7 protein-coding genes are annotated in these 12686 nt (G+C 48.3%); 6 read left to right on the top strand and 1 reads right to left on the bottom strand.

The genetic code is table 11. The annotated features are described in order from the left end of the window. Positions 1–54 precede the first annotated feature (54 nt). The 3 genes from clpB to KOD92_RS16160 all read left to right on the top strand — a co-directional run bounded on the left by clpB (position 55) and on the right by KOD92_RS16160 (position 5030). A complete protein-coding gene (clpB, locus tag KOD92_RS16170) occupies positions 55–2658 on the top strand; it encodes an ATP-dependent chaperone ClpB (RefSeq protein ID WP_215234615.1) in 2604 nt (867 codons plus the stop codon). A 212-nt stretch (positions 2659–2870) separates the two neighbouring features. Beyond that, positions 2871–3422, top strand: coding sequence for a type 1 glutamine amidotransferase domain-containing protein (locus KOD92_RS16165; protein ID WP_215234614.1), 552 nt, complete (start codon positions 2871–2873; stop codon positions 3420–3422). Between the two features lie 114 nt (positions 3423–3536). After that, on the top strand, positions 3537–5030 hold the full coding sequence (locus KOD92_RS16160; protein WP_215234613.1) for an ATP-binding cassette domain-containing protein: 1494 nt from the start codon (positions 3537–3539) through the stop codon (positions 5028–5030). On the opposite strand, the gene porQ is transcribed toward KOD92_RS16160, so the two are convergent. Then, positions 5024–6085, bottom strand: coding sequence for a type IX secretion system protein PorQ (porQ, locus tag KOD92_RS16155; RefSeq protein WP_215234612.1), 1062 nt, complete (start codon positions 6083–6085; stop codon positions 5024–5026). The two genes, KOD92_RS16160 and porQ, sit on opposite strands and share 7 nt — an antisense overlap. Positions 6086–6169: 84 nt before the next feature. Here porQ and KOD92_RS16150 point away from each other — a divergent pair, with 84 nt between their 5' ends. From KOD92_RS16150 to KOD92_RS16140, 3 genes are all read left to right on the top strand, one after another. Continuing rightward, complete coding sequence (locus KOD92_RS16150; protein ID WP_215234611.1) at positions 6170–7729, top strand: acyl-CoA carboxylase subunit beta; 1560 nt, start codon at positions 6170–6172, stop codon at positions 7727–7729. A gap of 129 nt (positions 7730–7858) precedes the next feature. Then, positions 7859–9133: a Gfo/Idh/MocA family oxidoreductase gene (locus tag KOD92_RS16145; protein WP_215234610.1), complete on the top strand. Its 1275-nt coding sequence runs from the start codon at positions 7859–7861 to the stop codon at positions 9131–9133. Between the two features lie 36 nt (positions 9134–9169). Beyond that, complete coding sequence (locus tag KOD92_RS16140) at positions 9170–12607, top strand: family 16 glycoside hydrolase (protein ID WP_215234609.1); 3438 nt, start codon at positions 9170–9172, stop codon at positions 12605–12607. The last annotated feature ends 79 nt before the right edge of the window (positions 12608–12686 follow it).

Genomic DNA, 12686 nt, shown 5'->3' with positions numbered 1-12686 from the left:
CGGGCACATACTTTTCATGAGGTTAATAAGTGAATCGAAAACAAAATCAACGCCATGAACTTTAACCAATATACCATCAAGGCGCAGGAAATTATACAACACGCTGCGCAAATGGTCCAGGGCAATCAGCAGCAAGCGATTGAAACTGGCCACGTACTGAAATCGATATTAGAGGAGGACCCAAATACCTCGCTCTTCCTGTTGAATAAACTGAATATCTCACCGGATATCCTCAATACCCGGCTCCAAAAGATATTGGACGGTTATCCAAGAGTTAGCGGGGGACAGCCCTATCTGGGCAACGATATGGCGGCCGCCAGCGGCAAAGCGCAAAACTATCTGAAAGAATTCAGTGACGAATTTGTCAGTATTGAGTTGCTTTTGCTTGGTATCTTGGCCGGAAAAGATTCCACAGCGATCCTTTTGAGGGAGCTGGGATTTGAAGAAAAAAAGTTGATTAATGCAATCAAAGAACTTAGAGGAAAAAATAATCCCGTGAAAGATCAAAATGCAGAAGCTAAATATCGCTCGCTCGAACGATATAGCAAGAATTTGAATGAGTTGGCAAAAGCCGGCAAGATCGATCCCGTGATTGGTCGCGACGAAGAGATCAGGCGGGTGTTGCAGATATTAAGTCGCCGTACCAAAAATAATCCGATCCTCCTGGGAGAACCGGGTGTTGGTAAAACGGCGATCGTGGAAGGTCTGGCGCAGCGTATCGTGCAAGGCGACGTGCCCGAAAACCTGAAATCCAAAACGATCGTATCCCTGGATATGGGATTGCTGATCGCAGGTGCCAAATATAAGGGTGAATTTGAAGAACGACTGAAAGCGGTCATCAAAGAAGTGACCGATTCGGAAGGTGAGATAGTACTTTTTATCGATGAAATTCATACACTTATCGGTGCCGGTGGTGGCGGAGAAAGCGCAATGGATGCGGCTAACCTGCTGAAACCAGCCTTGGCGAGAGGTGAATTGCACGCGATCGGTGCCACTACTTTGAAGGAATATCAAAAGTATATGGAGAAGGACAAAGCGCTGGAACGCAGGTTCCAGGCTGTGATGGTGGACGAGCCGAATATTCCGGACGCGATCAGTATTCTCCGCGGTATTAAGGAAAAATATGAGCTGCACCACGGCGTGCGGATCCAGGACGATGCTGTGATTGCGGCAGTGGAATTGTCTAACAGATACATCAGCGACCGATTCCTGCCCGATAAGGCGATTGACCTGATGGACGAGGCGGCTTCCAAGCTGAGACTGGAAATGGACAGCGTGCCCGAAGAACTGGACGAGCTGAACCGCCGGATCATGCAATTGGAAATTGAGCGTGAGGCGATCCGGAGAGAAAATAATAAGGATAAGGAAACTGTCCTGAACAAAGAAATCGCCGATCTCAGCGAAGAAAGGAATACCCTGAAAGCGCAGTGGGAGAATGAAAAAGGCAAAGTAAACGAGGTAAGGACACTGAAAGAACAAAGCGAACAGCTGCGGCTGGAAGCTGAACAGGCCGAACGTTCCGGCGACTTTGGTAAGGTAGCCGAGATCCGCTACGGCCGGATTCCCGAAGTGCAGCGGCAACTGGAAACATTGCAGAACTCCGAAAACGCTCAGAGCCTGATGCAGGAGGAGATCACGCCGGAAGATATTGCCGAAGTAGTGGCCAAATGGACGGGTATACCTGTGAGCAAAATGCTGCAAAGCGACCGTGAGAAACTGCTACAACTGGAAGAGCACCTGCATCAACGGGTAGCTGGCCAGGCGGAAGCTATTGAGGTGGTTTCTGATGCGGTGAGGCGTAGCCGGGCAGGTTTGCAGGATGCAAAACGTCCGATCGGAAGCTTCCTTTTCCTTGGCCCGACCGGTGTCGGAAAGACCGAATTAGCTAAAACTTTGGCTGAATACCTGTTCAATGACGAAAACGCGATGGTCCGCATTGACATGAGCGAATATCAGGAACGCCATTCTGTAAGCAGGCTGGTAGGTGCGCCTCCGGGATATGTGGGCTATGATGAAGGCGGACAGCTGACCGAGGCGGTAAGGAGAAAACCGTACAGCGTGATATTGCTGGACGAGATCGAGAAAGGCCACCCCGACGTTTGGAATATATTATTGCAAGTACTTGACGAAGGTAGGCTGACCGACAACAAAGGCCGGGTCGCAAACTTCAAGAACACGATCATCATTATGACTTCCAATATTGGCAGCCACATTATTCAGGAGAAATTCGCAGAAGATGAAGGCTGGAACCATACCTTGATCGTGGAAGAAGCCAAAACCGCGGTACTGGATCTATTGAAGGCTTCGGTAAGACCCGAGTTCCTGAACCGGATCGACGAGATCGTGCTGTTCGAGCCGCTGACTATGAAAAATATCCGCAAGATCGTGGACATTCAATTCAAGGGAATCCAAAAAATGCTGCAAGAACAGGGTATCACGCTGGACGCAACCGACGAGGCGCTGACCAAGCTCGGGGAAGACGGATTCGACCCGGCATTCGGTGCGCGACCTTTGAAAAGAGTATTGCAGAGACGTATTCTGAATGAGCTTTCAAAGGGAATCCTGAGTGGGCAGGTTGCCAAAGATTCAGTGATTATGATGGAATTGAACTCTCACGGAGATCTGATATTTGAGAATGTTGGCAGTGTAGAGATATAATTCTTAAAATAGTTATAAACAGAAAAGCAGCTTCCGGGCTGCTTTTCTTGTTTTCGGGCGATTTAGTGTGGTAACGTCAGCACTCCACACATGTAGATTTGCAGCTACGCAAACGTTTGAAAAATACGTTTAACAACATAATTAGAAATTGGCATAATTTTTGTGCAAATAAATACCTGAATTGTCTAAACCTTTATTCCACACCCATTCCTATGTTACAATCGCTTAATTCATTTAAAGTTGCAATTCTGGTTGCCGATGGATTTGAGCAAGTCGAAATGACCTGCCCCAGAAAAGTCCTAGATCGTATGGGTGCTACCACCCACCTGATTTCTCCAAATAAGGATCATGTGCGTGGCTGGAATCATCTGGACTGGGGAGAGAAGCATCGGGTGAACGTACCCCTGCAAATGGCGCGACCGGAATATTATGACGCATTACTGATCCCGGGTGGGGTAATGGGACTGGATGCTTTGCGAATGCAGCCGAAAGCGATTGAATTTGTAAGGTCATTTTTCGCCAGCGGAAAACCAGTAGCCGCCATCTGTCACGGCCCGCAGCTGCTGATAGACGCGGATGTGGTCTTGGGAAGAACACTTACTTCCTACGCCGCGATCCGGCACGATCTTGAAAATGCAGGGGCGATTTGGATTGACCAGGAAGTAGTAACAAATAACGGGCTGGTAACCAGCCGCACAACCGACGACCTTTCCGCATTCACAGCTTCCATGCTAAAAGAGTTCAACCTCGAACTACAACATTGACATTCATCAGCAGATTATAAACCACAAAAAAGCATCCTCATCAAGGATGCTTTTTTGCTTTCAATTAAGTGCAAAGTTTTAATATTGCGCATTCATCCAAGTGCTCAGTAGTTCATGCCACTCGTTTCGCTCCAAAATGTTTCCGTCCGTAAATATGATATTCAGGTTCTCTCAGGTATTGACTGGGATATTGAAGCAGGGGAAAACTGGGCGATCGTAGGGCCTAATGGAGCCGGGAAGACTGTATTGCTAGATATAATTGCTGGTAAATGGCCGGTGCTTTCGGGCAAGATATCGTACGCCTGGAACGCGCCGCTGCGTGAAACGTTCGAGCTCGCATCCAATGATTATTCCTTCAACCGGATCGTCAATGCAGGCGCGCAATATTATCAGCAGCGGTTCCATGCCTACGAAGCGGAGCGCGCCCCTACCCTGCGAGCGGTCCTGACAGACCAGCTTAAACCCGTCGGAACGGTCGATGATAAGTCTGTGGAATTGAAGCCTTCGAAGGTGACCGAAGAAGAACTCTCCAAAGTTTCAGAATTACTTTCCCTCACGCATTTGCTTGATCATCCGTTTGTTACACTTTCAAATGGTGAAACGCGGAGAATGCTTCTTGCAAAATCCTTATTGAAAAAACCGAAGTTGCTAATGCTGGATAATGCATTCAGCGGGCTGGACGTACATTCGAGGGAAGTGTTGCGTAATGCGCTAAGTGAGCTTTCCAAGGAAGGAGTTACCATTATTATGGCGACTACTGCAACTGAGATTCCCACAGTTATAACGCATGTCCTTGAAATGAACGAGGGGAAAATTGTCAGAAAAACGAATGTTTCTGATTTCAAAGCAGCTACCCGGGAACTCACAAATCCTCAGCCTGACGCGGTTAAGCTGACAGATTTCGGTTTGCCTGAATTCACTGATTTTACAAATGCATTTGACCTGCGCAATATCAAAGTCAAATATGGCAGCGAGGTTATATTGGACAAGGTAAACTGGAAAGTCGCGAAAGGTGAAAAGTGGGCATTGTCTGGCGCAAATGGTTCGGGAAAATCGACGTTGCTCAGTATTATTACCGCTGATAATCCCCAGCGTTTTGCCAATGATTTTGATTTGTTTGATAAAAAAAGGGGCGGAACCGGTGCGTCGATCTGGGATATCAAGCAAAAGATAGGACACGTATCGCCGGAACTGCACCTGTACTTTCCTAGAAATACGACGGTCTTCAAGACAATAGCTTCGGGCTTTTTTGATGCGACTGGTGTATTTTTCAAGAAACTCTCAGAATTACAGATCCAGCGCGTTCACCAGGTTGCGGAGCTGCTGCACGTTGGTCAATTGATTGAAAAAGATTTTTCACAGCTCTCAAAAGGGCAGCAGAGAATGGTATTGCTGGCGCGGGCATTGGTAAAAAATCCGCCGCTGCTCATCCTCGACGAACCTTGTCAGGGACTTGATAGTGAAGCAATTGAATACTTCAAATCAGTAGTAGATGCGATTTGCGATACTTCTGACAGAACACTGATCTACGTTTCGCATTACCCCCAGGAAATCCCTTTGTGCGTCACGCATTTTCTCAAACTGGAAAAGGGAATTGTTGTTCAGTAAGGTTCTTTGACAAAACCTTTTTTCAAATTCATCACAATGGAAAGTGAGCTGCTACCGAAACCGGGAACATATTGCGCGCGGCCGTAGCTCACCTCAAACCGCTTGACTCTCAGCCACATTCCGAAAGAAAAACCGGCCAGTGCACCGCGATCGGAAAGCCGCAGTTCCTGTCTCCGTAAATGATCATAACCCAGCAGCAGCCGGAAATTTTTATGGATCAGCCCCTCTGCTCCCAGCGACAAATGCCGGCCCAGCTTTTCCGCAATTCCTACCTTTCTGGGCAACCGGTTTCCGTTGATATCATAGGTAAAAAATAGTGCGGGATCATTGTAAACCATATCGAACCTGTTGAGATGATGCGCAGTAACTGTCACTCTAACTGGCATATACTCAGGCTTGAAAGTAATTCCGGCGCGAATATCCAGTGGCAAAACGGGAGTAGTAGCACCATTAAAATTCTGTTTCAAAAACCCCATATTTTTTACCACAAACCCAACCGAAAAGTCCTCCCTCGGATGTTTGAAAATTGCTCCCCAATCGAATGCAAGTCCGTAAGTCTGGTAAGTTTCCACCGAAGCGCCTACAAACTTTATACTTCCTCCGACAGTAAATGCGCCTAAGGAATGCCCGTATCCGGCAGATAACCCGTAATCCGCCGCCCGAAATTCGCCGATCACATTCCCTATATCGTCGGTTTCCTGCATGGTACCGTAATTGAGATATTGCAGCCCGACTGCCCAGACGGCCGGCTGCCTCCCCGCTTTTCCTGCATAGGCAAGGTTCAGAAATTTGGTATCGGCCAGGTAAGGCATCAGATTTACCGAGGCATTATCGGTTTTAGTGGAGTCCAGCAAAGAAGGATTTTGAAGAAACAGTGCCGGATCGTTTCCAGAAGCTGTCAAATGGTGGGTTCCAAGCGCTGTGCTTTTCGCCTGCGTTGGTAAAACGAGAAAGTCGAGCTTGCTTTTTCCGCCTGCCGGCTGGGCAAATGCTGCATTGGTCAGCAAAGCCAGTAGGAATGCCAACAGGTAAGCCCGCCGCCCGAGCATCCTCATAAGTATCGATATTTCCCGAATCAGTAAAATGCCGCTATATTTATAATCCGTTGAAAACAAATGTAACCATATCGCCTGTATTACATGAAATCCGAATCCGCTTCCATCTCCAAAAAAGAATTTTTAGATCAAAAAAATGCTGAAGCTGAACTCGGAGGCGGTGAAAAAAGGATTGAGGCGCAGCATAAGAAGGGAAAACTTACGGCGCGCGAGCGGATCTCAGTATTAATTGATGAAGGTACTTTTGAAGAGATAGGGCGGTTTGTTACGCACCGCAGCAGTGATTTCGGGCTGGACAAAGAGCATTACCTCGGCGATGGTGTGGTGACAGGTTACGGAAAAGTCAATAATAGGCTGATTTACGTTTTCGCCCAGGATTTTACCGTTTTCGGCGGCTCACTTTCTGAAACACACGCCGAGAAGATCTGCAAATTGATGGATCTCGCAATGAAAAACGGCGCTCCTATTATTGGATTGAACGATTCGGGCGGGGCGCGTATTCAGGAAGGCGTACTTTCACTGGCAGGTTATGCTGATATTTTTTATAAAAACACGCTTGCTTCCGGGGTTATACCGCAAATCTCGGCTGTAATGGGACCTTGCGCCGGCGGGGCGGTATATTCTCCCGCGATTACCGATTTTATTTTGATGGTGGAAAATACCAGTTACATGTTTGTAACCGGGCCGAATGTAGTCAAAACTGTCACGCACGAAGAAGTAACTTCCGAGGAACTAGGTGGCGCGATGACGCACGCATCCAAATCCGGGGTAACGCATTTTGTGGCGCCGAATGAAGTGGAATGCCTTCTTTCGATCAAAAAATTACTCAGCTATATTCCTCAGAACTGCGAAGACGAGGCGCCGAGAGTACCCTACACTCCGACTAACGAGTTGCGGCCTGCATTGAATACCATTATCCCTCCGAGCTCCAACCAGCCTTATGAAATGCGTGAGGTCATCACGGAACTAACGGACGAAGGCAGTTTCCATGAAGTGCACACGCATTTTGCGGAGAATATTGTAGTGGGTTTTGCAAGACTGGCGGGCAGAAGCATTGGTATTGTGGCGAACCAGCCGGCTGTACTTGCGGGCGTGCTCGATATTCACGCGAGTCAGAAAGCGGCGCGGTTTGTGCGTTTTTGTGACAGTTTCAATATCCCCTTACTCGTTCTTGAAGATGTACCCGGTTTCCTGCCCGGCACTGATCAGGAATGGAACGCGATCATTACAAATGGCGCAAAACTGCTTTATGCATTCTGCGAGGCGACGGTTCCGCGCATTACAGTGATCACCCGAAAAGCGTACGGCGGCGCGTATGATGTGATGAATTCCAAGCACATCGGCGCGGACATGAACTATGCCTGGCCGAGTGCGGAGATTGCGGTAATGGGAGCAAGCGGCGCGGCAGAGATCATATTCAAACGTGATATTGCCCAGGCCGAAAACCCGCAGGAAAAGTTGCAGGAAAAGATCGCTGAATACACCGAGAAATTCGCAAATCCCTATCTGGCTGCCAATAGGGGCTATATTGACGAAGTAATTTACCCCGAACAAACCCGTCAAAAACTGATCGCAGCCTTTGAAATGCTCGAAAACAAAGTGGCGGTACTGCCCCGGAAAAAGCACGGAAATATTCCGTTGTAAACACCGATCTTTTCAGATTCCGTTAAATACTGGTGGTATTCCCATAAAGCGCGAAGCAGTTTTGGTCTGTTATGAATATTGACCTAAATTGAAGGCTATTACATTTATATTCCTAAATCATCTTAATCAATGAAAGAACAGAAAAGTACTTCTGCATCCAGAAGGAACTTTATCAAAGGCTCTATTGCCACGGTGGCAGCGTTTTCGATCGTTCCCCGCCACGTGCTAGGCAAAGGCTTTCTCGCCCCGAGCGACCAGCTCACCAAGGCGATCGTAGGCACCGGCTCCATGGGCCGCGGTCACATTCCCTATGCCGGAACCAAAGTAGTTGCGCTTTGCGATGTGGATAAAAAGCATCTTACGACAGCCGTGAATATGGTCGATAAAGGCGTGAAGACGTTTTCGGATTACCGCGAGCTGATCCAGCTTCCCGAAGTTGACATTGTGCACGTAGCTACGCCGCCGCATTGGCATGGGATCATCGCCGCCGATGCAGCCCGCGCCGGAAAAGATGTGTGGTGTGAAAAGCCGATGACGCGTACGATCGGCGAAGGAAAACGCCTTATCGAAGCAGTGCAGCAACATGGAAGGGTTTTTAGATTAAATACCTGGTTTCGATTTGAAGATAACTTTTACGGCATGAGAACGCCGGTTAAGCCTATTAAAAAGCTCGTTCAGAGCGGATTACTGGGCTGGCCGTTGAAAGTGACCGTTAGCAAGCATACCGGTTTCGACTGGAAATTTTATTGGGTAGGAAAAACAAACAATGCGCCCCAGCCGGTACCAGCCGACCTGGACTATGAAATGTGGCTCGGCCCTGCGCCGTACAAACCGTATAGCGAGCATCGCGTGCACCAGACTTTCCGCGGCTACTGGGATTATGATGGAGGAGGATTGGGCGATATGGGTCAGCATTACCTGGATCCGGTTCAGTATTTTTTGGGAAAAGACGATACCAGTCCGGTGAGTGTGGAAGTGGACGCCCCGCAGCAGCATACCGAGGCGGTGGGCACGTGGAGACGCATTACTTATACCTATGCAGACGGTTGCCAGATCGTTTTGGACGGAGAAGCGAAAGATGAAAAAGTAGCCTATATCGAAGGCCCGAAAGGAAAGTTGTACCCGAATTTCAAATCTGATATTCCTGATCTGGAGAAGAAACTGGCCGCTTTCCCTGATCCCGAGCCACAGGTGACGGATTTTGTAGATGCTGTTAAAAACCGGAAAAAGTTTGCGCTGAACGAAGAAAACGGCCACCGTTCCTGCACGATCGTGAACATGGGACTGGCTGCTTTAAGACTGGGCCGCTCCCTGAAATTCGACCCCGAAAAACAGGAGTTTGTAGACGACGAAGGCGCTAACCGCCTGATCAACCAGCCTATGCGCGGTCCCTGGACTATCTGACAAAACAGCGTTTTACCGAAATCCTGAAACCACTTAATGAAAAAAATATTTTACCCCATTATAGCTGCGTACCTGCTCATTTCGCCGGTTTTCGCACAATCAGACGCTTCGCTTACTACCAAGATCGAAGGTTTGTTCTCCAAACTGCCTGCCCAGAACGAAGCCGGGCTGAAAAAGAATATGGCCGAACTGGAACAGCTGGGCAAACCCGCGCTCGTTCAGATCGCCACCATGCTTACGCCACTTGGAAAAGGTGACAATACCAAAATCCAATATGCGCTTGGCGGGTTTACCTATTATGCATCACAAGCGGGCAAGGAAACTGCAAGAGTTGCAGCTTCCGAAGCTTACAGCGAGGCTTTGGGAAAAGTCACTGATCCTGACAGCAAGAATTTCCTGATATACCAGTTGCAGACTGTCGGAAAAGATGAATCCATTAATGCCCTGAAAACCTACCTGAGCGACGAACGTTTATCCGGACCGGCTGCCAGGGCGTTAGCAAGAAATGGATCGGATGCGGCTGGTGCTGCCTTGTTCCAAGCTTTGGGCAATGCAAAAGGCGCTGCGCAAATCGCAATTATTGAGGCACTTGGTGATAGTAAATACAAAGAAGCTGCGCCGCAGATCGAGAAAACGGCGACGAGTGAAGACCTGCTTTTACGCAAGGTCAGTTTGTATGCATTATCAGAAATCGCAGCGCCTTCTTCGGAACAGATATTAATGCTGGCTGCGCAAAAAACATTGTACGGTTATGATCTCAGTGATGCAACCGCGGTTTACCTGAAATACCTCGCCAATCTTGCCCAAACAGGAAATGCTGCACAGGCTGAGAAAGCTGCATGGGAAATCGTAAAGAATACGCCCGACCCGAAACAGGTAGCGACGAAATCGGCTGCGCTGAAAATCTATTCGGATATTAAGAAAAGAGAATCCGTTCCTGCGCTGGTAAGTGCGTTGCAAAGCACCAATCCACAATACCGCGCTGCGGCATTGAAGCTTGGCCAGAAATACCTGATGGCGAATGGAACAGCTCCGTGGCTGGCTGCAATGAAAAAAGCGACGCCTGAGGTTCAGGCAGAGATCATTACGATGCTCGGTCACGCCGGTTCGCAGGACGCACTTCCCGCGATATTGAAATCGCTGACAGCAAAAGATACGCAGGTTAAGAAAGCGGCAATATGGGCTGCGGGTAAAATCGGCCAGGAAAGCAGCATTGCCAGCCTGATCAATGTGACGAAGACAGCTAGTCTGGAAGAAATTGAAACAGTAAAAAACAGCCTCCTGACCATTAAAGGAGCTGCATTGACCGACCAGATCGCGAAAGCAATACCTACTTTGCCCGCTCCTGCGAAGGCTGCATTGATCGATGTGCTGGCTACGCGCGCGGCGAGTAATAAGCTCCCGGTAGTTTCTTCCCAGCTTAAAAGTACGGATCCGGCCGTGCGTAAAGCTGCATTTAGCTCGCTTAAATCACTTGCTACTGCCAACGACCTGCCGCAACTATTTACATTACTTAACTCGCAAACCGCGCCGGAAGATATTGCCGCTGTACAAAATGCGATCAGTGCGGTGGTGAAAAGTTCAGGCGAAACGAATGCACAGACTGACCTGATATTGAAACAAATGCAGGCGGCTTCGGCTGAAAAGCAAAGCAATTATCTTCCGATACTTGCCACGATCGGCGGTAAAAAAGCATTAAGCTCTGTGGTTTCTTCTTATGAAAAAGGAGACGCTGCTACCAAAAAAACGGCGATCAGCTCGCTATCTTCCTGGAATGATGCCAGCGCCGCGAAGGAGCTTTTGGCGATTGCGAAAAAGACGACGGAAGCAGGAGAATTTGACGAGGCATTGTCCGGTTACGTTTCGGTTGCCGGAAAATCTTCAAAAACGCCAGCATTGAAAGTGATCATGCTGCGTGAAGCAATGGGACTGGCGAAAACTGATGCGCAAAAAGAAATGATATTGAAAGAACTGGCGAAATTCAGGACTTTCAATGCGATGCTGTTTGCGGGTAAATACCTGGATCAGCCCGCAACCCAGCTGGCTGCCGCGCAAACCGTTGTGACGATCGCATTGGCTAACAAAAATTTCTACGGTACCGAAGTGCGTGAACTGCTTACGAAAGCTTCTTCTTTATTGAAAGGCAAAGACAGCGAATACCAGCAGCAGGCCATTACCCGCCATTTGGCCGATATGCCGGCTGGCGAAGGATTTGTTTCCCTATTCAATGGAAAAGATTTGACAGGCTGGAAAGGCCTGGTAGAAAATCCGATCGCGCGCAGCAAAATTAGCGCTGATTCATTGAAATTGAAACAGGCGAAAGCAGACGAAGCGATGAAAAAAGACTGGTATGCGAAGGACGGAGAGCTGGTATTCTCAGGCCACGGCGACAATTTGGCTACCGTTAAATCTTACGGCGACTTTGAAATGTACGTAGATTGGAAGATCCAGAAAGACGGCGACGCGGGGATATACCTGAGAGGAACGCCGCAGGTACAGATCTGGGATACTTCGCGGGTGGATGTAGGCGCGCAGGTAGGTTCAGGTGGTTTGTACAATAACCAGAAAAACCCAAGCAAGCCTTCCAAGCTGGCTGATAATGCGATTGGCGAATGGAATACGTTCCATATTACCATGATCGGCGACCGCGTTTCGGTGGACTTGAATGGAGAGAATGTGGTTGATAATGTTGTTCTGGAAAATTACTGGGACAAAAACCTGCCGATATTCGCTTCCGAGCAGCTTGAATTACAGGCACACGGGAACCAGATCAACTACCGCGATATCTACGTGCGGGAATTGCCGCGCCAGGAATTTGCGCTTCCTGAACAAGAGAAAAAAGAAGGTTTCAAAGTGCTTTTCGACGGCACTAACCTATTTGAATGGGTTGGTAATAAAACCGACTATTTCATCGACGGCGGCGAGCTGGTTGTTGACCCGAAAAAAGGTGGCACAGGAAATCTCTACACCAAAGACGAATACAGTGATTTTGACTTTCGTTTTGAATTCCAATTGACGCCCGGCGCGAATAATGGTCTCGGAATCAGGACGCCAATGAAGGGGGACGCAGCATACGAAGGTACCGAGATACAGATCCTCGACAACGATGCGGATATTTACAAAGACTTGAAAGAATACCAGTATCACGGATCAGCTTATGGTATTATTCCCGCAGAAAGAGGGTTCCTGAAACCAATGGGTGAATGGAATTACCAGGAAGTACGCGTGCAGGGCTCGAAGATCAAGGTTACTTTGAATGGAACTGTGATCCTGGACGGAGATCTGGCAGAAGCGAGCAAGAACGGAACACCAGATCACCGCGAACATCCGGGCTTAGCCAGAACTTCGGGGCATTTGGGTTTCCTTGGTCACGGTTCGGAACTGAAATTCAGGAATATCCGGATCAACGACCTGACAAAAGTGAAAACCGAGCCAGTTGTTTCTGAAAAGAAAAAAGGTAAGAAACGCAAATAGGAACCGAAATACGCGATTTTAGTTTTTAAAGAAAATTTAAAAAATGCCCAGACTAATCAGTATGGGCATTTTTATTTAG

Origin of the sequence: Dyadobacter linearis, from assembly GCF_907165045.1 — a bacterium.
In the GTDB taxonomy this organism is placed as follows: Bacteria; Bacteroidota; Bacteroidia; order Cytophagales; family Spirosomataceae; genus Dyadobacter; species Dyadobacter linearis.
This window is presented reverse-complemented; position numbering and strand designations above follow the sequence as displayed.